This is a genomic window from Rhodococcus sp. 14-1411-2a (assembly GCF_002259485.1).
Classification (GTDB): Bacteria; Actinomycetota; Actinomycetes; order Mycobacteriales; family Mycobacteriaceae; genus Rhodococcoides.
The window spans coordinates 523,551-547,379 of sequence record NZ_NPGA01000015.1 but is presented as its reverse complement, the minus strand read 5'-3'; the positions used below and the strand labels follow the sequence as shown (position 1 = coordinate 547,379).

The following is a 23,829-nucleotide window of genomic DNA, read 5'->3' as shown; positions in this document are numbered from 1 at the left end:
GTCATTGCCTGCCCTGTCATCGCTGGTTACTCGCCGTTCGTTCTGTCGTCCGTGTCACTGCCGGCATCGGCATCACTGCTGTCATCGGCCGAGCAGCTGCGCCAGATGCGGCAGCGATCGTGCCGTCACGTCGGGCGCAGCAAGGTAATCCGGGTAGGGCCCGCCGTCGCGATGGATCCAGGCGGTCGCCAGGCCTGCACGGTGCGCGCCGTCGATGTCCCAGGGATGAACCGCGACGAGCATGGCGTCCTCGGGCTTCGCGCCGCACTGTTCGAGTGCGTAGCGGTAGGAGTCCGCGTGCGGCTTCCATCGACCGGCGGCCTCCACCGACAGCAACGACTCGAAAGTCTCGCGCACTCCGGCCTTGTCCAGCAGAGTCTGTGCCACCTGGACCGAACCGTTGCTCAGAGTGATCAGCCGGATGCCGAGTGCTGCCAGAGCAGTCACTCCCTCGACCACATCGGAATGAACGTCGAGCTCCGCGAAACCACCCATGATGTGGTCCACCGCGGCGTCCAGATCCGAGTTCGAGGCGGTGTCGAACAGCAGCGTACGAAGCGAACCGGAACCGATGACGGCGAAGGGCTGGGCAGCATCCGCTGCTGCCAACGCGAAGCCGTCACGGAGCAGTCCCGCGAACCACGTCGCGAACAAGTGCGGCGGAGCGCCCACGTCGGCGAACCGTGCCGGCATCGTGGACATGTCGGACAACGTCTCGTTCACGTCGAACACGATGACGGCGGGGCGATCGATGCGAGTCACCGGGGCGTCCGCATCCACTGCGGAGCGTCGGCGAAGATCCCGACCTCGACCGGGCCGGTCAGCGAGACGCCGGTGATGCCGGGTACGGCGGCCACCACGGACGCGTCCTGCATGATCGGCAGCGTCGACGCCAGCGACCACAGCCTCGGCTCGATCTCGTTGGTGGCCACGGAGGATTCGAGGCCGCTCACCAGCGCCCTGTCGATCGTCGGTTGCAGTTCCGGGACACACAGACCGGACAGATTTCGCGGTATCTCGACGCCGTCGCCGCTGCTGTCGGCGGGCTCGTCGACGCAGCCGAACCGGGAGGCGAGGGCCGTGGCGGGGTCGACTCCCGCGCTGGTCCATCCGACCACCGCGTCGACGGTTCCGTCGGTCAACGCCGTCGAGTACAGCTCGTCGGCGGGAAGTGGGGTCACGGTCGCATCGATGCCTGCGCCGACGAGTTCGTCTGCGGCCGTTCCGGCGACCGCGAGCGCGATGTCGTCGTTCTCGACGGCACCGATCACGAACCGCAACGCGGTACCGGTCGCGTCCGCAAGCCTGGTGACACTCGGGCCCGGAGCGCTGGTGGCCGTCGGGTCAAGACTTGTCGTCGGAGCGGCGGTGGTCGGCGCGCTCGGGTTCGGGGTCGATGTCACCACGGCATCGGGTGTCGGTACGAACCCGGCCCGTTCGAGCAGTTGGAGGGCAGCTGTTCTGCCGATGGGGGCCGGTGCCGTCGCGGTGTATCCGGGGTCGGACGGCGAAGACAGCTGCGCTGCAGCCCGGCGATCCGTCGCGCCACCGCCGGCTCCGACCGTCGCCAGCAGATCGGGGTCGAGTAGACCCAGTATCCCCTGTCGCACAATCGAATTCGACATGTTCGGCGCTCGCCCGTTGACCGTCATCGACAGCACTCGGGATTGCCGGATTGTGTCGGTCCGCACGCCGGGAATTGCCGAGAGTTGGGCTCGCAGGGCCGAGTCGCCACGAACCTGGGCGATCTGAGCGTCACTGGACCGCAATGAATCGGCCAGCTGCGCGGAGGTGCCCCCGCGGCGGATGAGGATCTGGTCGGGTGATGCGGGCTCGCCCCAGAATCGGTCGTTGCGTTCGAGCAGAATCTCGTCCCGACCCCGGTCGACGGTCTTGATGTTGAACCGAGAACCGGAGACCGGCACATTGTCCGTCAGGCCGCCCTGAAAACCGCCGGGTGAGTCCTTGAGCAGATGCGAGGGCACCAGATCGGCGAACAGTCGCTGCCAGGCCGGGTACGGCGACGAGAGTGTCACGTCGACCGTCTTGCCACCGCCCGAGGATGCGACGTCGTCGATCAAGGCGTACCCGGCCGGATCGACGACGCCGGGCTGAGTGGTCATCTGCTGCCACAGGTAGCGGAAATCCTCGGCGGCGATCGGCGCGCTGTCGGACCACTGGGCCTCGTTGCGCAGCTGATAGCGAATGGTGAACGGCGATTGCGACGTCACCTCGGCCGAGATCAACAGCGACAGGTCCGGTTCCCAGGTCGTCACCCCGGTGTCCGGGTCGCGCGAGGGACGGAACGGGCTGGGCAGTACCAGCGAACCGACCGCGGCAGTGGCAGGCGACTGATCTGCCAGAAGATGGGGGTTGAAGCCGATGCCGACATCGTCGATGGCGACGACGACCGGGTCACCGGTCTTCGCCGGCACCATCGTGGTGCTGACCGTGGTCTCGATGCTCTCGATCGGGGGCGGGGGATCCGCAGTGCACGCGGTGAGTACCAGAGCGATGGCAGAAACCAGAACCGTCGGCATCAGCACCTTGCGCAACGAGGATCTCCTTCGTAGTCGGCTACCTTGTGCGACAGAAGCGACGCGCCCCACAAGGGTGACACGTCGCTTCTGCCGCACGAAGTGAGTCTTAGAGAGCAGCCTTGTCGCGAGTCTTGCTCCGCGAACGCTCACGAGCGCGCTCGTTGGAATCGAGGTGCACCTTGCGGACGCGGACGACCTCGGGGGTCACCTCGACGCACTCGTCGCCTGCACAGAACTCCATGGCCATTTCCAGGTCCAGCTTCTTGGGCTTGGCCAGGGTCTCCATGACGTCTGCGGAGGACTGACGCATGTTGGTCAGCTTCTTCTCGCGGGTGACGTTGATGTCGAGGTCTTCCTGACGCGGGTTGATGCCCACGACCATGCCCTCGTAGGTGTCTGCGCCCGGCTCGACGAAGAACGTGCCGCGATCGGCCAGCTGGATCATCGCGAACGGAGTGACGGTGCCGTGACGGTCCGACACGAGCGAACCGGTGTGGCGGGCGCGGATCTCGCCGGCCCACGGCGCGTAGCCGTGAAAGACGGCGTTGGCGATGCCGGTACCGCGAGTGTCCGTGAGGAACTCGGTGCGGAAACCGATCAGGCCACGCGAAGGAACGATGAATTCCATGCGAACCCAGCCTGCGCCGTGGTTCGTCATCTGGACCATCTTGCCCTTGCGTGCGGCGAGCAGCTGAGTGACCGCGCCGAGGTACTCCTCCGGTGTGTCGACCATGAGCTCTTCGAAGGGCTCGTGCAGTTTGCCGTCGACCGTCTGGGTGACCACCTGGGGCTTGCCGACGGTGAGCTCGAAGCCCTCACGACGCATCTGCTCGACGAGGATGGCGAGAGCGAGCTCGCCACGACCCTGGACCTCCCAGGCATCGGGGCGACCGATGTCGAGGACCTTGAGCGAGACGTTACCGATGAGCTCCTGGTCCAGACGGCTCTTGACCATGCGCGAGGTCAGCTTGTGGCCGCTGACGCGTCCGACGAGCGGGCTCGTGTTGGTGCCGATGGTGACCGAGATGGCCGGCTGGTCGACGGTGATGCGCGGCAGGGCAACCGGGTTCTCGAGGTCGGCGAGGGTGTCGCCGATCATGATGTCCGGGAAGCCTGCGACGGCGACGATGTCTCCTGCAACACCCTTCTCGCCGGGCACGCGCTCGACGCCGATGGTGTTGAGCAGCTCGGTGATCTTGGCCTTCTGGACGACGGGCTCGCCGTCGACCTCACGCATCCAGCTCACGGTCTGGCCCTTGGAGAGCTGTCCGTTGTGGATACGGACCAGGGCGAGACGGCCGAGGAAGGCCGACGCGTCGAGGTTGGTGACGTGCGCCTGCAGCGGAGCGTCGACGTTGCCCTTGGGCGCGGGGACGTAGCTGAGCAGGACCTCGAAGAGCTCGTCGAGGTTCTCGGCGTCGGGGGCGTGGCCGTTCTCGGGCTGAACCTTCGAGGCCTTGCCTTCACGGCCGGAGGCGTAGAGAACCGGAAGGTCCAGCGCCAGCTCGGCGGCTTCGGATGCCTCGTCGTCCAGGTCGGACGCGAGGTCGAGGAGCAGATCGTGGCTCTCCGAGACGACCTCTTCGATACGCGCGTCGGGACGGTCGGTCTTGTTCACGACCAGAATCACCGGCAGCGAGGCGGCGAGCGCCTTGCGGAGCACGAAGCGGGTCTGCGGAAGCGGGCCCTCGGATGCGTCGACGAGGAGGACGACACCGTCGACCATGGACAGGCCGCGCTCGACCTCTCCGCCGAAGTCGGCGTGGCCGGGGGTGTCGATCACGTTGATGACGGTGATGGTGCCGTCGGCATTGCGCTTGTGGACGGCCGTGTTCTTGGCCAGGATCGTGATGCCTTTTTCTTTTTCGAGGTCACCCGAGTCCATGACGCGGTCGATCGCTTCGGCACGTTCCTCGAACGCGCCGGACTGTCGAAGCATGGCGTCGACCAGGGTGGTCTTGCCGTGGTCGACGTGTGCAACGATGGCGACGTTGCGGAAAGTGGTGGTGCTGTCGATGTTGTCTGCACTGCTTGGGGCGCTCACGCGAAAAATTCTCCTGGAGTCGAATGCGGGCTCTTGTTCGCTAGCGGGCTTGTGTCGCTAGAGAAGCGCGCTGCACCGCGAGGTTCTCGCGACTGATCGAGTTTACCCGTAGTTCGGCAGTGCCCCGCGCCACCCTCAGGTCTGTGACCTGCGCCACCCATTAGTCTTGGTGCTCATGGGCAAGATAAAGGCCGCAGATGTCTCGGGGATGAAGCCCAAGAAAAAATGCTGCCGCAAGAAGGTTCGTTGCATCAAATGCCCCGTCGTGATCATGCGAATGAAGAAGCTGGAATCCGCGGGCGCGACCAAGAAAGACCTCAAGAAAGGCCTAAAGACCGCTCGGGCGAAGTGAGCAGAATTTCCTGCAACTCGGGCATCCAGAGTCGGTCGGCATCGACCAGATCCATCGTCGGCAGGGTTTCTGCGTCCACCCACCGTAGAGCCGAATGTTCAAGTGCTGCAGGAACTCCCGAGATGAGGCAGGCCCGGTACGCGCGGAGCACGAGACCGCCGGGCAGGTCGACGTCGCCGGTGAGCGCCGCGCCGATCGAGCACTCCACTCCCAGTTCCTCACGCAGCTCGCGCACCAGGGCCGCGTCCTCCGACTCCCCCGGCTCCACCTTGCCGCCGGGCAGTTCCCACCGGCCGGCCAGCTCGGGCGGACGAGTTCGTTGGGCGAGCAGCAGCCTGCCCTGGTGCGTCAATGCGGCTGCGACAACCACAGCGGCGGGGGTACCGGACATGCCACCATCTTTCTATGACCGAACTGCTGACCGACCGAGACATCGAGGACGCCCGACTCGCCGAATGGACCGTGGACGGGAAATCGCTGACGCGCACCGTCGAACTGGCGTCGTTTCCAGCGGCGATCCAGGCGGTGAACCGCGTGGCCGAGGCCGCGGAAGAGGCGGATCATCACCCCGACATCGACATCAGATGGCGGACGCTCACGTTCACGCTCTCGACGCACAGCGCGGGAGTGGAGCCTGCAGGAACGACCCAGAAGAAGGTCAGCGGGCTCACACAGAAGGATGTGGATCTGGCGCGTCGGATCGATGCCCTGATTGCGACTTGATGCGTCCGGCATAGACGACCCAGCCCAGGAACAGGGCCGCTCCGACGACATCGACCGCACCGGCCCACGCCTCGAGGCCGGGACGGGGAATGGTCCAGATCGATTCCTGGAAAAAGCTGAGCAGCCACGGCACACCCACGGTGACCGTCACCAACCAGTAGCCCGCGACGATCTTCGACCCGGCGACGTCGCGTAGCGGCCCGTGCACCAGCCAGATCACCATCGGGATCACCCAGATCCAGTGATGCGACCACGAGATGGGCGAGATCAGCAGGCCGAGGAGCTGCACGATCACCAGCGTGCCCAGATGGTCCTCGCGCCCGATCGCCCGCCATGCCGCGATCGCAAGTCCTGTCGCGAGTACGGCGGCGGCGAGCCACACCGGCCCCTGCCCGACGTCCTCCCCCGCGATCCGGCTGAGCGCGCCCCGCAGGGACTGATTCCAGACCGAGCCGACGGGGCCGATTCGGTCGGCATCGCCGAGCAGCGTGGTGAAGTAGGTGGCCGCCTGGTGTCCGAGCGCCGCGTAGCTGACCGCGACGGTGAGGGCGAAGGCCACTGCCGAGAACGCCGCTGCCTTCCACCGCCGAGTGGCCAGGAAGTACAGGCCGGTGATGGCCGGGGTCAGCTTGATTCCGGCAGCGAACCCGACCAGCCCGCCTGCCACCCACCATCTGCTGCTGCGTACCGCGACAATCGCCAGCAGCACCAGGAACACGTTGACCTGGCCGTAGTCCAGGGTCGTTCGAACGGGTTCGGACCACAGACCAAGCGCGGTCCACAGCATCGCGATACGCACCCAGCGCGGCTCGGCGGCACGCTCGTCGCCCAGAACCATCGACAGCGTCAGCTTCACCACGGCGAACAGCGCGATCATGGTCGCGGCCTGCCAGAGCACTCCGACCAGCGTGAACGGCAGATAGTGCAGCGGAAAGAACACGAGCGCGGCGAAAGGCGGGTACGTGAACGGGAGCGGGAAGTCCGGGGTCTGCACCGAGTACGTGTAGTCGTACAGATTTCCGCCGAGAAGTGTCGCGGAGCCGTCGACGTAGACGTGCAGGTCAACGAGGTTCATACCGTTGGGCGTCGCGAAGGCCCAGACGAATCGGCTGATCACCGAGACCGCGAGCAGAACGGGGGCCAGCCGAACAAGTCGGTTCACTGTGCGTGCGGTTCCGTTCGGTATCGATGCCGTGTATCGATCGTCGAGCTTATAGGGCTCAGCTCACGCGCCCCAACCACCGATGCACCCGAGTAACATTTGCATCACCTTTCACACTGACAACTTCAGTAACAGGTTATCGTGTGCGTCTGCGGAGAATTCGCAGCGTGTGACCAATAGACTGCCCTGGCATAGATGCGACGGGGGAGGGCTCGATCGACAACAGCTGTACATCGGGGATTGCGCTACATAGAGTGACCCCTCGAGCACCGGCTGTCGCCGTGGGCCCGCGTCATGATCAGAATGGGGAATATCACCGTGCTTCGTACCCGCGGAACGCGTCGCGTAGTTACAGCTTTCGCCGTAGCCGCAGCCGCCGCACTAGTCGTGCCGACCAGCGCATCCGCACAGCCGTTGGTGCCGATGGCACCGGCAGATCTGCCCGCAGCACCGGCCGATCCCGCTGCTCTGATCGCTCAGTTCCTTCCCGCCCCCGGTGAGCCGATGCCCAACCTGGCCGAGGTGGAAGCACTCGCCTCGTTCGCACCGGCCATCGTCGGTGCCGCAGCCGGACCTGCCGACGTGGGAGCCGCCCCGGCCGCCGACCTGCTCGGTCAGGCCCGCGCGCTGCTCGAGACGGCGCAGCTGCCGGACCAGGTCAAGTCCCTGCTCGAACGGGTCATCACGTTCCTGGACGGCTCCGGCGGCGGCGGACCTGAACTGCCGTCCGACGGACCCGTCATCGCCCAGTTCCTGTACCCGACGCTCGGCGTGGGATGCATCTCCGACACCGCCGATTCCGTCGGAACCGCCTTGGCCGTACCCGGCCCAGCCACCCTGCCGCCTCCCGGACCCGGCGCAGGTCAGGCCGGCTTCGTCTTCACCGCTCTCGGCACCGCCCCGATTGCCGCCGAGCAGGCAGCTCCTCTCACGGTGACCTGGCTCAACATCGACAACCGTCGCTCGGGCACCCAGGATCTCACCGGCGCATCCATGATCAACACCGACGGTCCGGCGACGTTGTCCGCGATCGCCGACACCGGCCCCGGACGCGTTCTCTCGGTCGTCTCCGGTTCGATCACCACGCAGTCGAAGGAAGACCCGGCGGCAGCACCGCGCAGCTGCACCTTCCTGCCCACCATCGGTACGGTCTACGTCCCGTAGCTCGTATCTGCACTACTGACGCACTTCGCCCCCGGCTTCCGCGAGAAGCCGGGGGCGAACTGTTCGTGGGGTGAATTCGGAAAGAATATGCACGGGTTCTCCGAATGCCGTGCTGCATTCGTAGATTGTCGGAAAAGAATTACATCGATGTTGTTTCAGAGAATGTCAGCGGCAGATTTCGACCACTGCCCGTAATCAGCCTTCAGAATATTGTTGATGTCGACTTTGACTCCGCCCACGAAATCCTTGTCGATTCGGATCTGATGAATGTGCGCGTCGGGATGAACGAAGCCCTTCGGCGTTCCCCAATTGTGCTGCCAATACCACCGGCCGAGGCCTGCGACCGAGGCCAATTCGATGGTCGGTGAATTGGCGTAGATTCCCGTGTTCTCGGCTCCGATCACCGACTGCCAGCCCAGGATGTACGGCGCGATCAGGGTTGCGAACTCCACAGCGGTGGGGTTGTCGTCGATCGACGCGTAGATCGGGCGGTCTGCCGGACCACCGGCGGCGAGGTGGAGCTCGAGGCCTCGCTCTGCGTGCTTCACGCCCGCTGCGTACCCGCCACGCCAATCGGACGTGGCCCCCTTACCGAACTGGTAGTTCGAGACCACTTCCAGGCCCGCGGATGTCAAGGCATCGGCCTCGGACTTGCGCATCGGCTTCCCGATCATCCAGTTCGCATCCGGTCGCCGATCGGACACGTAGCGGACAGCTCCGAGGTGACCGGCATTCTTGATCGCGGATGCCGATGGCACCCCACCCGAGTAGTCGACGAGTGTGCCGAGCCCGGCGTCGGCGTGCGCGGTCGTCGAACCCAACGCAACCAATCCGACGGCGGCCGCGGACCCCGCGGCGGCGTACTTGAACAGTTCACGTCGCGAAACCTGCACAAAAATCTCCATCGTCGTTCGATCGCGGCGGCGCGCCTACCCGATAAATCGCACAACCACTGCTATCTTCCATCGTTTGTCGTATCCCACCACAATCCCATCGGTACCGCCAGCCCCACTGCTCACACCCACCCCGTTCCCCTCCGGCTTCACACGAGCACCTCGCGCACCCACGTCACGAACATGAATATGGTGGGGAGGACGACGCACGGACGAACGCGCTGAGGAGTGGATGGACATGGGCGTAACGCTTGCCAAGGGTGGAAATGTCTCGCTGACCAAAGAAGCACCGAATCTGACGGCGGTGAGCGTGGGACTCGGCTGGGATGTCCGCGCCACCACCGGCGGAGACTTCGATCTCGACGCAAGCGCCATCGGACTTCGCACCACGAAGAAGGCACTGAGCGACAGCTACTTCGTCTTCTACAACAACCTGCGCTCCCCCGACGGTGCCATCGAGCACACCGGCGACAACCGGACCGGCGAGGGCGAAGGTGACGACGAGAGCATTGATGTCGACCTGGCTGCCCTGACCCCGGAAGTGGACTCCATCGTCTTCCCGGTGTCCATTCACAACGCCGACGCCCTTGGCCAGAACTTCGGTCAGGTCGTCAACGCCTTCATTCGCGTGGTCGACAAGTCCGATGGGCGCGAACTCGCCCGTTTCGACCTCAGCGAGGACGCCTCCACCGAAACCGCGATGGTGTTCGGCGAGCTGTACCGACGCGGGGCCGAATGGAAGTTCCGCGCCATCGGCCAGGGCTATGCCTCGGGGCTGGAGGGAATCGTGCGCGACTTCGGCATCGACGTGGGGTGACGGCAATCACAGCCCGGCTTGTTGGGACCGTCTCGATTGAACAACGGAATCTTTCTGAGCTTGTGACGTCGAGATGATGTGTGGTGATATCAGCGCAACCGCAACATAAGCCACATCAGTCACAGGAGTCACACATGTCTCGTCGCCTCAGCCGTCTGGCGGGCGCGCTCGCGCTCTCCTGCGCGGCATTGCTCGCTGTTCCCGCCACTGCCGCAGCGGATCCGGCACCGGCCGATCCGCTGGCGCAGGCGATCGCCGCACTGCAGGGACAGGGTGGTGCCTCGCTCGACGCCGCGACCGCGATCGCCGACTCACGTACCCCGGTCGCCGAGGATGCGAACGTCGATCCGTTCGCCGCACTGAACGCAGCCAACAAAGCCCTCACCGACTTCGGCATCACGCCGTTCTTCTACCCCACCGCAGCGATCAACTGCTCCGCAACGGCGGGCTCGCCCCTCGGCATCGTTCCCGGTGTCGCAGGCGGAGCGGCAGGACCGTGGCCGCAGCTGACCGCGCCTGCCATCCCCACGTTGCCGTTCCTGCCGTCCATCCAGATTCCCGAGCTCAATGCAGTCGACAAGGGCGAGACGATGTTCGCGTTCGTCCCGGCCGGAATCGTGAACGATTCCGAGAACAAGACCGGGATGCAGGTCGCCTGGTTCAACGTCAACACCCTGCAGGGCGGATTCGCCGACTTCGGCGGCCTGGCAACCACTCTCGCCGATTCGATCCTCACCGATTCCGGTGTGCCCGACGCCGCGAAGGACATCGTTCGGCCGTTCGTCATCGGAGCGATCGACTCGCTGCCTGCCGCCGGTGCCCGCGCCGTACCCGTCGAAACCGGATCGGGAACCGTTCTGGCCGCGGTGTTCGGCACGGTGAACCACAAGGCCCTCGACGGTTCGGACAAGAGCTGCTTCTTCTTCCCCACAGTCGGCATGATCAACGTCGCCTAGTGGGTAAGCAAGACCACGAAAGGCCCTGCAGCGCTGTGCTGCAGGGCCTTTCGTCTATGCCCTGACGATGCGACCCAGCCGTCCCAGGACCGCCTGCATCTCGGTGTGTTGCGAGCGCGCCGCCCAGGGGCGTTGCCTGTTTCGTCCCCGCATCTGCATCGCGGCCCCGGTCACGAGGTCACCGTTGGGGGCGAAATGCACTCGGACTATCTCGTTGAGTGAGCGACCCAAACCGAAACCCGCAACGCCACTGCAGAATCCGTAGGGAAACAGCGGTGCATCGGGTTCGTTGTACTTACCGCCGACGAACACCGGGCTGCCGGTACGGAAGTCGCGGCACTGCGCGATGAAGCCGTGGAAGGCACGCCCCTTCTCGCGTCCGTAGTATGCGATGCCCACCCGCCCGGACCCGGTGGCGGTGATCGCGCCGAAGCGGGCGTCGCGCACTCCCGGTGCCGACACCACCACCGGCCTCGACCAATTCGCCGCGCCGTCCGAGGACCAGGAAGCATGCAGCAATCCGTCGCGGTCCGGCCACACCGCGTACACGTTTCCGTCGTCGTCGACGGCCATCGACTCCGGCAGCAGATAGCGCGAACCGAGCAGCAGAAAATGCACTGCGTTGTGGTACTTCGCCAGCGCCGATCCCGGAACCATCCGAACGTCCCACGTCAGACCCTCGTCGCGACTGACCGCCACAGCGAACCGTCGACCGTAGCGGCCACCGATGTAGACGGTGCCGTCCGGACCGACCACACCCTTACCGAACGAGACGTACTCCCGACTCGGCAATCCGGGGATGTTCTTCGAATCGATGTCGAAACCACCGGCTACTTCCCACTTCACCCCGCCGTCGAAGGACCGCCAGATGACCTGACGGGTGACGTTGATCAGTGGCCGCACACGTACTGCGAACGGCGTGGGCGCGGAGAGATACGTAACCCTTCCGGCCCGTGAATTGCTCGGACCGGCAAACACTTTGGCATCCATCCTGGCTTTCGATGCCACTGTGCGCGTGCGCCAGGTTTCGCCCCGATCGTCACTGACCCCCAGGGTGAAGCCCGTTCGCATCTGATGGGGCGGCACCGCGTCGAATCGTCCGGCGTGCAGAAACAGACGCTCGTCGACGTCGTCGAAATACAGATACGGACGATTCCGACCCTGCCGCAGGCCCTCGGGAACCGATGCACGCCATGACTTTCCGAAATCGGACGAGCACAGTACCCCGATGCCGTCCACGGTGAACGCGGGTGCGACGAACACGGTGTTGTCCGCCGCGACCCCGAGGGTGCAGGCCGCGGAGCCGTACTCGGTGTAGGAGATGTCGGTGACGAAGTCGGCCGATGCGGCGGCGTTGGTCGAGGAACGCAGTCCAGCCCGATAGCCCGAGGCAACTCTGGGCGTCACGACACCCGCCGTTGGGTGCCGCCGCGGCGTCGCGGCCACAGTGCTGGTCGATGCATTGGATCAGGCTAGCGCCCATGGCGCCGGTGGACCTCCAGGCAATCGAAGAAGTCCTCGGCCCATCCTGGTGACAGTTCACAGAATGGGACCAGCCAGTCTGTGGATTTCCGGTTCACACAGGGACGCATAGGCTCGACGCGTGCCCCGCGTTCGAGCCGCCCACAACCGCCCCGGATCGACCCGCCTGCATCCGACCGACGCGCGTGCGTACTGGATGGCGTCGAAGATTCCGAGCGACCAGTTTCTGCTGTACTGCTTCGCCAGCGGATCGGGAGACCTCGATTCCGAGGTGGCCCGATTGCACGAGCGCGGCAGCCGCATCGAGGTCCTGAGTCGACGCATCAGTGACGTCGCGTGCGGCCTCGATTATCCCCGTTGGACCGAGGCGGGCCCGCGCTCCGACGCGATCTCCGTCCACCGGAAAACGAGCACGTGGTCGGAGTGCCTCGAGGCGATCGCTGCATCGTTCGCACGTCAGGTCGACCCCCGAGTGTCCGTGTGGCACCTGCACCTGTATCCGAACATCGTCGACGCTCCAGGCGGCACGGCCCTCGTTGCCGTGCTGCAGCTTTCGCACGCGGCGGCCGACGGAACACTGGCCGCGCGCGCTGCTCGCGACCTGTTCGGCACGCATCCACTCCCACCGGCGTGCGTCCAAGTAAAGCCTCGTGCGACGTTCGAGTCGGCATCCACAATCGTTGCCGCCGCAACTCTTCCGCTTCGGCTGGCGCAGATGGTTCGCGGCGGTGTCCGCGCCCGACGCGACGCGCTGAGCCTCGGGCGAGGTACCGATTCGGGCGACATTCCCCCGCCCGCACCTTCGCGCGCTCCGACCGACCTCGACGTGCCGCCCACCGGCCGGACGTCGGTGCGGACCATCGTGCTTCCGAAAACCGAGCTGCAGTCCGGCGGGACCACCGTCACCACGTTCGTGCTGACTGCAGTATCCGTTGCACTGCAACGGCTTCTCGGCGACGGTCCGGATCTGGCCGCCGAGGTCACCGTCGCCAGGGATGAGCGAGCCGACGCGCGAAACAATTTCGGCAACGTCGGCGTCGGACTGTTTCCCGCCGAACCGGACATCCGTACTCGCAGTCAGCTCGTCGCCGCCGATCTGGCTGCGCGCCGAGCTCGCGCGAATCATCCGCTGTCGCGGGCAGCCCGCGCCTCACAGGACGACGTCGAAGTACACGTGCCGGCGTTTCTGGCCGAATGGGGCGTCGCGCAGTTCGATCCGACCGCAGCCCCTCCGATGGTCACCGGGAACACCGTCGTGTCCAGTGTTTCGCGCGGTGCCGCAGACCTGACGCTCGGCGGCGGCCGCGTCCGATTCACCGCAGGTTTTCCGGCCCTGTCCCCCGCCATGAGCCTGACCCACGGAGTCCACGGCATCGGCGATACCGTCACCATCGGAATCACGTCGAACAGCGCAGCCGTACCCGACCCGGATCTGTACGAGGCACTCCTTCGCGACGCCCTCGACGAGGTACGCACTGCTCTGACCTGACCGGGACCGAACTGCCAGACAGTTCTCAGCATTTGTCGGGCGTCGGGCTCAGGTTCCCCGACCAGACTGACAGCCATGAGCCAGGAAACGGTCACCGTACTCGCCGTCGGGGGTACCGGTGAATCACACCCGTCCGACCACCGGACACGAGTGACGGGCCTGCTGGCCTGCGTCACCCGCGAGCTCGACGACCGCTTCGTCGGCCGCTGGATCGGCTATCCGGCGTCGTACGGTCCGGTCGCGCTCGGTGGACTGTGCTTTCGGCACAGTGCAGACATCGGTGTCCGGCGTCTACGCCGCACACTCGAGAGCACTGCCGGGCCGATTGCGCTGATCGGATACTCCCAGGGAGCGACGGTGGTGCGCGAGGTCCTCGGTCTCGTCCACGACGGGACGATCGACGGCAGCCGCATCGTTGCCGCTGGTCTGGTGTCGGATCCTCAGCAGCCGGTGGGTGCCGTCGACGGCTGCACCGGGCGCGGCGTCGCCGGTGCGGGTCCGGCTCTGCCCGAGTCGATTCCGGTTCAGTGGATCGGTCTGAAGTCCGACATGATCTGCAACGCAAGCGACGACAGTCTCATTCGCGACGTTGCCGACCTGACCCGATGGATGTCGTTTCGCACTCCGAAAATCTGGCTGCGTGAACTACTGAACTTACTGCGCAGCAACAGCTTCCAAAACGCGACCCGGACGCGCCTTCGACCCTCGCAGTGGGCGAAAGATGTTCGACGCCTCCGCACTGCGGCCGCAGAATTGGGCGGGTATCTGCCGCAGTCGATGCGCTGGCGTCGATTCGAGTGGTCGAACCCCGGCGGTGGCCGACACATCGCTTATGCGCGCGAGGATTATGCAGACGGCCTCACCGGCTGCCAGGTTCTCGCCCGCTGGCTCGGCGAGCAGGCGGATCTACGGGAGAACCGACTCAGCCCTTCTCGGCCACAACGGCGAGCTGCCTGAGCCCCTTCTCGAAATCCGGTCCGACGAGCTTGTCCATCGAGAACACTTTTCCGATCAGAGCGAACAGCTTGCTCTGCTTTCCCGACATACGCCAGGTCACCCGGGTCCCGTCGGCGACAGGCTCGAGCAGGAACGCCGTGACGTTCCGATTCTTGAACGGCTTGGTGAACGCGAGGTCGAGCACGATCAGTTCTTCGGGAATCGATTCGGTGATGGTCATCGTCCCCGCGCCGGCCTTGCGGTTACCCGACCACGAGTACGACGCCCCTACTCCCGCGTCGGGACCGGTGTAGGTGCGCTGCAAACCAGAGTCGAGTCCCTCGTAGGGCGACCACTGTTGCCAATGGTGAAAGTTGTCGATCAGAGCGTGCACGGTCGCGGCGTCGGCGCGGACGAGGGCTGATCGCTCGACGAGTACCGGGTGGGTTTCGCTGACCATGACGGTTCCTTCATTCTCTTTTGCACAAGCAGAAGATGTGCCCCGCGGGATCGCGGTACACCCAGAACGAGGGCTGCGCGTGGTCGATGAGTTCGGCCCCGGCGTCGACGACGAAGTCCCTGGCCTGTTCCATGTCGTCGACCACGAGGTCCAGGTGGATCTTGATCCCGTCGTTCGGCCAGTCGATCGGAGTGAACTCCGGCGCACGCTGGAACGCCAGCCGCAGCTCGCCCGGGCCGTGAATCACCACCCAGTCACCGTCGTCGCCGGCAGGCTCCCAGCCGAGAATTGTGCTGTAGAAGCGGGCAAGCGCAGCTGGATCCGGGCAATCGAGCACCGTGTAGTCGACGGTGATCCGCGGTGGCGTCATGGCGGAAAGAGTAGCTGTCAGCCGCCGACGGCAGGGGCGATTGTCTCGAACCATGCGTCGTGCAGGTGCTGCTCCCAGTGGTTCCACCAGTGCACGCCGGTACCGGTGATCTTGACGTTGGGTCGACCACCGACAGCCTGCAGCAGCGGAACGAATGCCCGGCTGCTCATGCCTGCGGCTGTTTCGAGCGGCACCATCTGCGCGAACCTGACCGGGTCGAAGCTGCTGCTGGCCGGGTTGAACACAGGGTCCGTGGCCGGTGAGCCACTTCCCGAGGAGACGAAGACTGCCGTGTTGCGCAGCGCACCGACGTTGAGGGACGGGTCGTTGCGGATCCAGTCCGCGGACGGCCAGGTACCCCACATGTTGCGAGCGTTGCCGCCCATCTCGCCGACGGCGACGGCGATACCTTGAGCGAACCCGGGGCTGCTGGCGGTCGGGTAGCCGCTGAACGATGCGACGGCCTTGTAGAAGTCGGGGTGGTGGGCGGCCAGGTTGAGCGCCGAGGTTCCGCTCATCGACAGTCCGGCCACCGCGTTGTTGACGTTGTCGCTGCCGAAGCGATCCGCCATGAACGGAGGCAGCTCCTGGGTGAGGAAGGTTTCCCACTTCACACGCCCGAGCTTGGGGTCGTCACGCTGCCAGTCGGAGTAGAAGGTGCCGCCGCCGCCGAACGGGATGGCCACGTTGACGTGCTTGTCGGCGAAGAAGCTCTCGACGTCGGTCTCGATGAGCCAGCCGTTGTCGTTCTCGGGCGCACGCAGGCCGTCGAGCAGATACAGGGTGGGTGCGGGGCCGCCGCCTGCAGCTTTGAGCACCTTGACCGGAATGTTCTTGTCCATCGACGGCGAGTAGACGTAGACGAGCTCGGAGTCGGCCTTCGCCACACCGGTCCCCATCAGCACCGTTGCCATCGTGGCGACCAACACCGCCACTACAGCGAGCACCAGACTTCGTATCCGACCATGCAGCATGAAGATTGTCCCCTTGTTCGTATCCAGCCGACCGTCTCGGGGAGGGTAACAGCCCGGTCACGGCTCCGCCTCTCCTAACGCAGCGGGCTGTCGACGATCCACCACGCCGCGTACGGCGGCAACCACACCCAGCCGGCGTCGTCGACCTGCAGATCGTGCTGCGAGAGGACCTCGACCGGGGCCGGAATTCCGAGTTCGATCAGCTGCGCGTGCGGGAACTGCCGGTGTTCGGCGGTGACGTTGTAGAGGGCGACGAGGGTGCCGCTCGGATGCCGCCTGCGCACCACGAGCAGACCGTCGTCGGACTCACTCTGTACGTCCACCGGTGCCTCGGCGTGCAACATCGGTAGTCCGGCGCGCACCTTCGCGATCCGCGCGATCCCGTCGAACACTCGTTGCGCGTCGCTCCCCTGCTGGAATCGGCCGGCGCGATCGGCGTCGGTCACGCGCGGCCGGTGCACCCACCGGTTGTCCTCGGCATGAGCTGGCTCCTCGGCCCAGTTCGGATCGCCCGGGGAGCCGAGCTCGTCGCCGCTCCACACAACCGGAATTCCGCCCCATCCAGCAATGACGGCGTGCGCCAAGAAGATTCGCCCGAACGCGCCGTCGGGATCCAGGCGGGACGGGCCCAGACCGGTCAGCGCTGCTGCGGTTCCACTGATCCGGCGGTCGCCGGTGTCCGGGTTGTACTGGAATACAAGGCCTTCGGCCCAGGAGCCGTCGAAGTCCCCGGAGTACCAGTCGGCCAGGAAATGGCGATGCCCTGCGCCCGAGAGCCCGAGAGACGCCGCGTCGCCGTCGTCGATGGCCCAGCCGATGTCGTCGTGGCAGCGAACGTAGGTCACCCAGGTGCCACTCGGCGGCGTCGGGGGCAAAGACGCCAAAGCGTGTCGCGCCAATGCTGTACTGCCCGTTGCCAACATCGACCACACCTGAACCATCAGCGAGTTGTGGTAGGCGATGTCCGAGACTCGGCCGGTGTGCCGCCCCTGACCCAGGTACGGCAGCAGATCCCGGGGTCCGACGATCGCCTCGGCCTTGAACAACGTGGCCGGAGCAGCGAGTCGAGCAGTAGCGCGCAAGGCCTGGGTGACCGCGTGCACCTCGGGCTGGTTCTGGCAGTTGGTTCCCAGCCGCTTCCACAGGAATGCGATCGCATCGAGGCGCAGCACTTCCACCCCGAGGTTTGCCAGGTGCAGCACGATACTCGCGAACTCCTGCAGCACAGCGGGATTGGCCCAGTTCAGATCCCACTGCCATTCGTTGAACGTCGTCCACACCCACTCGCCGAGGGTGTCGTCGAAGGTGAAGCTGCCGGGCGCGAAGTCCGGAAACACCTCGGGGAGAGTGCGCTCGTACGAGTCCGGGGTGGTGCGATCGGGATAGATCAGAAAGTAGTCTCGATACTTCGGATCGCCTGCGCGCGCCTTCTCGGCCCATTCATGTTCGCGAGCAACGTGATTGAGCACCAGATCGACCACGAGACTGATGCCGCGGCCGCGTAACGTCTCCGCGAGTGCCCGTAAGTCCTCGTTGGTACCGAGATCCTCGCGCACCGCTCGGTAGTCCATCACCGCGTAGCCGCCGTCGTTGTCGCCGGGCCGCGGTTGCAGCAGCGGCATCAGGTGCAGGTAGGTGACACCCAGATCGGTCAGATGGTCGAGCCGGTCCCCCACCCCGCGCAGGGTTCGGCCGTACCGGTCGACGTAACAGGCGTAACCGAACAGGTCCGGCTGCTGAAACCAGTCCGGTTCGAGCAAACGACGCTGATCGAGCCGGTGCAGATCCTCCGGGCGGGCGGCATAGGCGCGCGCAGCGATCTCCACGAGGGTGGCCGCCACGGCGTCGGGATCGGGGTAGACGGCAGTGACCGCGTCGTGCAGATCGGGAAACCACTGCTCGAGACGCAACTCGAACGTCTCGCGTCGGTGGGCGGGAAGTTCGGCGAGGATCTCGCGGGTGACGTCGGAGACGGCGGGGTGAACCATGGACACATTCTGGCATCGACCCCAGCGTGCGGGCGCGCATACATCCGGTTACCGCGGGGTATCAAAGCGGCATGTCATTGCTGACCCGCACGCTGGACACGATCCTCGACAGAGCAGTCGTTCCCGGATACTCCCGCATCGGTGCCACGGTGCGTCGCCGGTTCTGGGCCGCCGATCCGACGCCGTTCCCCTCCCCCATCGACATGGTGGTGACCGGTGCGTCGTCCGGCTTGGGCGCAGCCACGGCGAAGGAACTGGCCAGGTTGGGGGCACGGGTACATCTGGTCGGTAGGTCTGCCGATCGGCTGGAGTCCGCGGCCGCCGCCATCCGAGACGACGTGCCCGACGCCTCGCTCGTGGTGCGCGAGTGCGATATCAGCAACCTCGATTCCGTGGCCGACTTGATCGCGTCATTGGCGTCGGAACTCACCGCTGTGCACGCGCTCGTGCACTGCGCCGGGGTCATGCCGGACGGGCGGCAGCTGTCCGCACAAGGTCACGAATCTGCTTTCGCCACCCACGTTCTCGGGCCGGTCGCACTGACGGTGGGACTGCGCGAACTGTTCGACGCCGGATCGCGGGTCGTGTTCGTCTCCAGCGGCGGCATGTATCCGGTGCCGCTGCAGTCCGCGGATTTCGAGTACGAGAACGGCAAGTACTCCGGTATGACGGCGTACGCCAGGACCAAGCGCATGCAGGTGGTGGTGACCGAGCAACTGGCCGAGCGGTTCTCGCTCGAAGACGATCCGGTGGTGCACAGCATGCATCCCGGCTGGGCGGCGACACCCGGCGTCACCGGATCGATGCCACTGTTCGGTTCGGTGATGAAGCCGATTCTGCGCAGTGCCGACGACGGGGCCGATACCATCGTCTGGCTCGTCGCATCCGACCAGGCATTGACCAGTACCGGCACGTTCTGGCACGACAGGGCCCCGCGTCCGACGCACTACCCGTCATGGCGTGGAGATTCACCTCGCGTGCGAGATGCCCTGTGGGCCAGCGTGGTCGAGACAACGGGAATCGAGATCTGACGTCGTTCACGGCCCGACTGTCGGCCGTCTCAGCCCACCGACCGCGTTTCGAATGAGGATCAGCAGGGTCAAGCTGAATCCCCAGCCGAGCATGCACAGAATGACACCCACACCCGACTGCCCGGTGACATCGGTACTCGCTTCGACGCAGAACGCCGTTGAGAACCCCGCCGTCGTGCCCAACGCAGCAACGTGTCCGCCGGTCTTCGGCCATCGTGACAGATGCGCGGCCAGCAGGCACAGCAACACCACCGTCGCACCGCACGCGGCCACCTGCCATGACGGGAACGCGTTGGGAGCTGGGAGACCCGGTCCGCGGAACTCGCCCCGTTGATCGGCAGACCAGCTCAACCAGCCTGCACACGCGGCGAAACCCGATGCGACAGCTATCGATCCAGTGGCCCACAGCCCAAGGGGGCCGGTCCCCGCAATCTCTCGACGCTTCGCGAAGACGGCCCACAGAACGAGAGCCCAGAACGTCGACGGCACGCCGACGAAAACGAAGACAATCCACAGAAACTGAGACCACGAAAAGTCGACTGCCATGACCCGACGCTATCGGACATCGCATAGCTACAGTCGAGACATGTCGCTCGTCGATCGGTTGTCGAACTCGCTCCCCACGGATCGGATCGTTGTCGATCCCGACGTCATCGCGTCGTACCAGCACGACGAGGCAGAGTGGGCACCGTATTCGGTCCCGATCGCGGTCGTTCGGCCCCGCTCCGCTGAGGAAGTGCAGGCCGTCGTTCGCGCCTGCCTCGCTCACGGCGCGCCCATTGTCACTCGCGGAGCGGGCACCGGACTGTCCGGTGGTGCGAATGCCACCGAGGGATGCGTCGTGCTCGCCCTCGACGGCATGGACGCGATCAAGGAGATCGACCCGCTCGAGCGCTACGCCGTCGTCGAGCCGGGGGTGGTCAACGACCACTTGCGGGCAGCGGTCGCCGAACAGGGTCTCTGGTACCCGCCGGATCCGGCCAGCGCTCCGTGGTCGACCATCGGCGGCAACGTCGCCACCAACGCCGGCGGACTGTGCTGCGTGAAGTACGGCGTCACCCGTGATTACGTCATGGGCATGCAGGTGGCCACCGGTACCGGAGAATTGGTGAGGCTCGGGCGAAAGACCGCGAAAGGCGTTGCCGGATACGATCTTGCGGGCCTGATGGTCGGATCGGAAGGCACGCTCGGCATCATCACCGAGGTGACCCTCAAGCTGCGTCCGCTCCAGGATCCGCAGCGGACCGTCGCCGGCTACTTCGATTCGATCGTCGACGCCGGGCGTGCCGTCGCCGCGGTGGCCGCCGCCGGATTGACGCCCTCCGCGTTGGAGCTGATCGACAAGCAGTGCCTTATCGCCGTCGACGCCTGGAAGAACATGGGGCTGTCGGTGGAGGCGAATGTGGTGCTGCTCGGGCGGATCGACGATCCCGGACCGATCGGCGATCAGCAAGCCGAGAAGATGCTCTCCTGCTTCGAGGAGGCCGGGGCCACGTGGTCCGCGGTCTCGACGGATCAGGAGGAGGCCGACGCGCTGTTCACTGCCCGACGGTTGGCGTATCCGGCGATGGAGCGCCTGGGGCCGGTATTGACCGAGGATGTCTGCGTGCCGAAGAAGCATGTGCCCGAGATGCTCTCGCGCATCGAGCAGATCGGCCTACGCTACGAAACGACGATCGCCAACATCGCCCACGCAGGCGACGGAAACCTGCACCCATTGCTCATCACGCCACACGACGACCTTCCGGCCCGGGAACGCGCTCAGGCCGCCTTTGCCGAAATCATCGACGCGGCACTGGAACTCGGTGGCACCGTCACCGGCGAGCATGGAGTCGGACTGCTCAAGATGGACGGTCTGGTGCAAGAACTCGATCCGGTGGTGTTGGACATGCACCGAGCGGTGAAAAAGGCGCTCGATCCCCACGGAATCCTGAACCCCGGCAAGGTGTTCGCGCCGTAACGGTTTCAGCCCTGTGGTTGTGATCGCAGATTGCCGTTGTGCAGCACGGTCACCAGCAGACTCGGCAGGCCGTTGACCAGCACGAGAACCGCGACCATGACGCTCACGGCCAGCCACGGCTGGGTCAGCCAGAAATGATTGCCGAGCTGTAGCGCACCGAAAAGGCTCAGTATCCAACCGGCAGTCTGAGCACGTCGAGCGCGTTGGGCAGGTCTGACCGGATACGAGCCATTCACTGCCGGCAACCTGGAGCCGTAGTTCTCACGAGCGGTAATTCGAGCGGCGACGATGTGCAGCAGCACAGCGAAGGTGATGGCACACACCGTAGCCACCATGCGACCGTCACCCTCTTCCCCATCGGTTCCCGTCAGCGCAGTCTCGCAGGTCGAATAGCAATGCGCCACCACGCAGTTCTAGGTCGCAACGATCGCGCCACGGGCTGCCGTGTTGCAGTCGACTGCCCACGCTGCGATTCTGTGGTCGTGCGAGTAGCTCTCATAGCCGATATTCACGGCAACATCGCGGCGCTCGACGCCGTCCTCGAAGACATCGAACGTCATCGCGTCGACTCGGTGATCAATCTCGGCGATCTGCTCTCCGGCGGCCTGCATCCGCGTCGAACTGCAGATCGACTCATGGCCTTGGACATGCCCACGATCGCGGGCAATCACGATCGCTATCTGCTCGAACAGCATCCCGATTCGATGGGTAGTTGGGATCGGCACGCCCATGATCGACTCGACGACGAGCATCGACAGTGGCTGGGCTCGCTGCCGTTCTCACTCGACCTCGATCACGGAATCCTCGCAGTGCACGGAACGCCCACCGATGATCAGCAGTACTTTCTGCACTCGGTCGACCCCGACGGCTCTCGCGAGGCAACCGATGCCGAAATTCTCGACCGGGCAGCAGGTTTCACCGACAAAGCTGTCATCGCCTGCGGACACACCCACCTGCAGCGACAGTGGACTCTCCCCAGCGGCACACTCGTGGTCAATCCCGGAAGCGTCGGCACCCCCGCGTACGACGACGATCTCCCCTACCCGCAAGTCATGGAGTCCGGGTCTCCGCATGCGCGCTACGCGGTACTCGACGACCACGACCGTGGCAGCTGGACAGTCTCGTTCGAGCTGGTCGAGTACGACCACGTCGGTGCGGCAGACGACGCCCGCGCACACGGGATGAACGACATCGCCGACGCTCTTCTCACCGGATTCATCGGCCCTGCGCCACAAGAGCAGTCACACTGATCGCGTGAAGATCACCGACGCTCAGCGCCGACACCGGCTCGTCGCGCAGCACTTCGCCCGTGCCTCGACCACCGAAGCTGTGGTGTCGTCACTCCTCGCGTTGCATGCGACCGATCCGGCGACGGTGTATCTGTCGGTACTTGCCCGCGCTCGAACACTGGGACTCTCGGATGTTCGTGATGCCATGTACGAGCGCCGGAGTCTGGTGCGGTTGATGGCGATGCGGCGCACGATGTTCGTCGTCGCTCACGACGACGTTCCGATGATTCACGCTGCGGCGAGCCTCGGGGTTGCGCGCACCATGCGAGCGCGGCTGATCAAGCAGGTCTCCACTTTGCCCACCGAACCGGTGATCGACGACGTCGAATCATGGCTCGCCGCAACCGAAGCCGAGACCGAATCGGCGTTACGATCGATGGGGACCGCGACCGGAGCCGAGCTCTCGGCCGCCGTGCCCGGGCTCAAGACCGCGCTGTTGCCGACCACCGACAAGGTGTACGACGTCAAGAGGTACGTCACCTCCGAGGTGCTGGTGATGATGGCCGCCGACGGAAGATTGGTGCGCGTCGAGCCACGGGGCGCGTGGACTTCCCGACGGCACGCATGGGCACCGATCGATCACTGGTGGCCGGACGGGATTCCCGATCTCGACGAGACCGAGGCGAGGACGGACCTGGCTCGACGATGGCTCAAGGTGTTCGGACCGGCGACGCTCGACGACCTGCAGTGGTGGACGGGCTGGAACAAGACGCAGACTCGCGGTGCGGTCTCGGGTCTCGACACCGTGGCGGTCGAACTGACCGAGGGCGACGGAATCATGTTGTCCAGCACTACCTTCGACAAGCCCTCCGGCACGAACGTCATGCTGCTACCTGCACTCGATCCGACGCCGATGGGATGGAAGCACCGCACCTGGTATCTCGGCGAACACAAGGCCCCGCTGTTCGACACCTTCGGCAACATCGGCCCGACCATCTGGTCCGGAGGCCGCATCGTCGGCGGCTGGGCGGTGACCGGTTCCGGAGAAGTGGTCACCGAATTGCTCGAGGACGTCGGATCGACGGTGTCGAAAGCAGTTGCAGCCGAGGCCGAACGACTCACCACCCTGCTCGACGGCACCCCGACGGTCCCCTCCTTCCCGACACCGCTGGAGAAGAAACTTCGTGGGAAGAAGTAGCCGACCTGCGCCTGGTCAGCGGTGCACGCGAACGATCAGCGCTCGAATTCGCGGTAGGGTC

Annotated in this window: 23 protein-coding genes; 10 read left to right on the top strand and 13 right to left on the bottom strand. The window is 65.3% G+C overall.

What is annotated here, in order from left to right:
* Positions 1-81: 81 nt before the first annotated feature.
* The 4 genes from CH291_RS16295 to CH291_RS16275 all read right to left on the bottom strand — a co-directional run bounded on the left by CH291_RS16295 (position 82) and on the right by CH291_RS16275 (position 5,327).
* The gene (locus CH291_RS16295; protein WP_256980870.1) at positions 82-762 is read right to left on the bottom strand and encodes a haloacid dehalogenase type II; all 681 of its coding nucleotides are present in this window, start codon (positions 760-762) and stop codon (positions 82-84) included.
* The gene (locus CH291_RS16290) at positions 759-2,540 is read right to left on the bottom strand and encodes an ABC transporter family substrate-binding protein (protein ID WP_094688108.1); all 1,782 of its coding nucleotides are present in this window, start codon (positions 2,538-2,540) and stop codon (positions 759-761) included. The genes CH291_RS16295 and CH291_RS16290 overlap by 4 nt, the downstream gene beginning before the upstream one ends.
* A 106-nt stretch (positions 2,541-2,646) precedes the next feature.
* On the bottom strand, positions 2,647-4,584 hold the full coding sequence (gene typA / locus CH291_RS16285) for a translational GTPase TypA (RefSeq protein WP_068052974.1): 1,938 nt from the start codon (positions 4,582-4,584) through the stop codon (positions 2,647-2,649).
* A 317-nt stretch (positions 4,585-4,901) separates the two neighbouring features.
* On the bottom strand, positions 4,902-5,327 hold the full coding sequence (locus CH291_RS16275) for a (deoxy)nucleoside triphosphate pyrophosphohydrolase (protein WP_094688019.1): 426 nt from the start codon (positions 5,325-5,327) through the stop codon (positions 4,902-4,904).
* Between the two features lie 14 nt (positions 5,328-5,341).
* Between CH291_RS16275 and CH291_RS16270 the strand changes: the two genes are divergently transcribed.
* Positions 5,342-5,659, top strand: a complete 318-nt coding sequence (locus tag CH291_RS16270; protein ID WP_068052965.1) for a 4a-hydroxytetrahydrobiopterin dehydratase — start codon at positions 5,342-5,344, stop codon at positions 5,657-5,659.
* Here the strand turns inward: CH291_RS16270 and CH291_RS16265 are convergent.
* The gene (locus CH291_RS16265; RefSeq protein ID WP_094641237.1) at positions 5,604-6,821 is read right to left on the bottom strand and encodes a mannosyltransferase; all 1,218 of its coding nucleotides are present in this window, start codon (positions 6,819-6,821) and stop codon (positions 5,604-5,606) included. The genes CH291_RS16270 and CH291_RS16265 overlap by 56 nt on opposite strands.
* Before the next feature lie 303 nt (positions 6,822-7,124).
* On the opposite strand from CH291_RS16265, the gene CH291_RS16260 reads away from it, so the two are divergent.
* Positions 7,125-7,985, top strand: a complete 861-nt coding sequence (locus tag CH291_RS16260) for an Rv1157c family protein (protein WP_068052996.1) — start codon at positions 7,125-7,127, stop codon at positions 7,983-7,985.
* Between the two features lie 155 nt (positions 7,986-8,140).
* Here CH291_RS16260 and CH291_RS16255 read toward each other — a convergent pair whose 3' ends face one another.
* On the bottom strand, positions 8,141-8,890 hold the full coding sequence (locus tag CH291_RS16255; protein ID WP_068052959.1) for a DUF1906 domain-containing protein: 750 nt from the start codon (positions 8,888-8,890) through the stop codon (positions 8,141-8,143).
* Between the two features lie 226 nt (positions 8,891-9,116).
* On the opposite strand from CH291_RS16255, the gene CH291_RS16250 reads away from it, so the two are divergent.
* Positions 9,117-9,695: a TerD family protein gene (locus CH291_RS16250; RefSeq protein WP_068052993.1), complete on the top strand. Its 579-nt coding sequence runs from the start codon at positions 9,117-9,119 to the stop codon at positions 9,693-9,695.
* Between the two features lie 134 nt (positions 9,696-9,829).
* Positions 9,830-10,651 carry a hypothetical protein gene (locus tag CH291_RS16245; RefSeq protein ID WP_094688018.1) on the top strand — a complete coding sequence of 274 codons (822 nt, stop codon included), beginning with the start codon at positions 9,830-9,832 and terminating at the stop codon, positions 10,649-10,651.
* 54 nt (positions 10,652-10,705) lie between these two features.
* Here CH291_RS16245 and CH291_RS16240 read toward each other — a convergent pair whose 3' ends face one another.
* Positions 10,706-12,058: a sialidase family protein gene (locus CH291_RS16240; RefSeq protein ID WP_141215314.1), complete on the bottom strand. Its 1,353-nt coding sequence runs from the start codon at positions 12,056-12,058 to the stop codon at positions 10,706-10,708.
* Positions 12,059-12,254: 196 nt separating this feature from the next.
* Between CH291_RS16240 and CH291_RS16235 the strand changes: the two genes are divergently transcribed.
* Positions 12,255-13,622: a WS/DGAT domain-containing protein gene (locus CH291_RS16235; protein ID WP_082898948.1), complete on the top strand. Its 1,368-nt coding sequence runs from the start codon at positions 12,255-12,257 to the stop codon at positions 13,620-13,622.
* Between the two features lie 75 nt (positions 13,623-13,697).
* Complete coding sequence (locus tag CH291_RS16230; RefSeq protein ID WP_068052950.1) at positions 13,698-14,579, top strand: PE-PPE domain-containing protein; 882 nt, start codon at positions 13,698-13,700, stop codon at positions 14,577-14,579.
* On the opposite strand, the gene CH291_RS16225 is transcribed toward CH291_RS16230, so the two are convergent.
* The 4 genes from CH291_RS16225 to CH291_RS16210 form a co-directional block, all read right to left on the bottom strand.
* A complete protein-coding gene (locus tag CH291_RS16225; protein WP_094688017.1) occupies positions 14,545-15,018 on the bottom strand; it encodes an SRPBCC family protein in 474 nt (157 codons plus the stop codon). The genes CH291_RS16230 and CH291_RS16225 overlap by 35 nt on opposite strands.
* Positions 15,019-15,028: 10 nt before the next feature.
* Positions 15,029-15,388 carry a VOC family protein gene (locus CH291_RS16220; protein WP_068283804.1) on the bottom strand — a complete coding sequence of 120 codons (360 nt, stop codon included), beginning with the start codon at positions 15,386-15,388 and terminating at the stop codon, positions 15,029-15,031.
* Between the two features lie 17 nt (positions 15,389-15,405).
* Positions 15,406-16,362 carry an alpha/beta hydrolase gene (locus CH291_RS16215; protein ID WP_094641227.1) on the bottom strand — a complete coding sequence of 319 codons (957 nt, stop codon included), beginning with the start codon at positions 16,360-16,362 and terminating at the stop codon, positions 15,406-15,408.
* Positions 16,363-16,436: 74 nt separating this feature from the next.
* Complete coding sequence (locus CH291_RS16210; protein ID WP_094688016.1) at positions 16,437-18,350, bottom strand: alpha-amylase family protein; 1,914 nt, start codon at positions 18,348-18,350, stop codon at positions 16,437-16,439.
* Between the two features lie 71 nt (positions 18,351-18,421).
* On the opposite strand from CH291_RS16210, the gene CH291_RS16205 reads away from it, so the two are divergent.
* A complete protein-coding gene (locus tag CH291_RS16205) occupies positions 18,422-19,381 on the top strand; it encodes an SDR family NAD(P)-dependent oxidoreductase (RefSeq protein WP_094688015.1) in 960 nt (319 codons plus the stop codon).
* Positions 19,382-19,387: 6 nt separating this feature from the next.
* Here the strand turns inward: CH291_RS16205 and CH291_RS16200 are convergent, their stop codons facing one another.
* On the bottom strand, positions 19,388-19,927 hold the full coding sequence (locus CH291_RS16200; protein WP_094688014.1) for a hypothetical protein: 540 nt from the start codon (positions 19,925-19,927) through the stop codon (positions 19,388-19,390).
* 40 nt (positions 19,928-19,967) lie between these two features.
* On the opposite strand from CH291_RS16200, the gene CH291_RS16195 reads away from it, so the two are divergent.
* Positions 19,968-21,341: an FAD-binding oxidoreductase gene (locus CH291_RS16195; protein WP_094688013.1), complete on the top strand. Its 1,374-nt coding sequence runs from the start codon at positions 19,968-19,970 to the stop codon at positions 21,339-21,341.
* 5 nt (positions 21,342-21,346) lie between these two features.
* Here the strand turns inward: CH291_RS16195 and CH291_RS16190 are convergent, their stop codons facing one another.
* Positions 21,347-21,676 carry a hypothetical protein gene (locus CH291_RS16190; RefSeq protein ID WP_068052945.1) on the bottom strand — a complete coding sequence of 110 codons (330 nt, stop codon included), beginning with the start codon at positions 21,674-21,676 and terminating at the stop codon, positions 21,347-21,349.
* 147 nt (positions 21,677-21,823) lie between these two features.
* On the opposite strand from CH291_RS16190, the gene CH291_RS16185 reads away from it, so the two are divergent.
* The gene (locus tag CH291_RS16185) at positions 21,824-22,591 is read left to right on the top strand and encodes a metallophosphoesterase family protein (RefSeq protein WP_094688107.1); all 768 of its coding nucleotides are present in this window, start codon (positions 21,824-21,826) and stop codon (positions 22,589-22,591) included.
* Positions 22,592-22,595: 4 nt separating this feature from the next.
* Entirely contained in the window at positions 22,596-23,768 is a 1,173-nt protein-coding gene (locus CH291_RS16180; RefSeq protein WP_094688012.1) for a winged helix DNA-binding domain-containing protein, read from the top strand.
* The last annotated feature ends 61 nt before the right edge of the window (positions 23,769-23,829 follow it).

Bases quoted from the DNA above. Each gene is read 5' to 3' on its own strand.
- CH291_RS16245 (WP_094688018.1), top strand. From the start codon at position 9,830: ATGTCTCGTCGCCTCAGCCGTCTGGCGGGCGCGCTCGCGCTCTCCTGC.
- CH291_RS16220 (WP_068283804.1), bottom strand. From the start codon at position 15,388: ATGACGCCACCGCGGATCACCGTCGACTACACGGTGCTCGATTGCCCG.
- CH291_RS16260 (WP_068052996.1), top strand. From the start codon at position 7,125: ATGGGGAATATCACCGTGCTTCGTACCCGCGGAACGCGTCGCGTAGTT.
- CH291_RS16250 (WP_068052993.1), top strand. From the start codon at position 9,117: ATGGGCGTAACGCTTGCCAAGGGTGGAAATGTCTCGCTGACCAAAGAA.
- CH291_RS16210 (WP_094688016.1), bottom strand. From the start codon at position 18,350: ATGGTTCACCCCGCCGTCTCCGACGTCACCCGCGAGATCCTCGCCGAA.
- CH291_RS16190 (WP_068052945.1), bottom strand. From the start codon at position 21,676: ATGGTGGCTACGGTGTGTGCCATCACCTTCGCTGTGCTGCTGCACATC.
- CH291_RS16195 (WP_094688013.1), top strand. From the start codon at position 19,968: ATGTCGCTCGTCGATCGGTTGTCGAACTCGCTCCCCACGGATCGGATC.
- CH291_RS16205 (WP_094688015.1), top strand. From the start codon at position 18,422: ATGTCATTGCTGACCCGCACGCTGGACACGATCCTCGACAGAGCAGTC.
- CH291_RS16270 (WP_068052965.1), top strand. From the start codon at position 5,342: ATGACCGAACTGCTGACCGACCGAGACATCGAGGACGCCCGACTCGCC.
- CH291_RS16255 (WP_068052959.1), bottom strand. From the start codon at position 8,890: ATGGAGATTTTTGTGCAGGTTTCGCGACGTGAACTGTTCAAGTACGCC.
- CH291_RS16275 (WP_094688019.1), bottom strand. From the start codon at position 5,327: ATGTCCGGTACCCCCGCCGCTGTGGTTGTCGCAGCCGCATTGACGCAC.
- CH291_RS16290 (WP_094688108.1), bottom strand. From the start codon at position 2,540: ATGCCGACGGTTCTGGTTTCTGCCATCGCTCTGGTACTCACCGCGTGC.
- CH291_RS16225 (WP_094688017.1), bottom strand. From the start codon at position 15,018: ATGGTCAGCGAAACCCACCCGGTACTCGTCGAGCGATCAGCCCTCGTC.
- CH291_RS16215 (WP_094641227.1), bottom strand. From the start codon at position 16,362: ATGCTGCATGGTCGGATACGAAGTCTGGTGCTCGCTGTAGTGGCGGTG.
- CH291_RS16200 (WP_094688014.1), bottom strand. From the start codon at position 19,927: ATGGCAGTCGACTTTTCGTGGTCTCAGTTTCTGTGGATTGTCTTCGTT.
- CH291_RS16230 (WP_068052950.1), top strand. From the start codon at position 13,698: ATGAGCCAGGAAACGGTCACCGTACTCGCCGTCGGGGGTACCGGTGAA.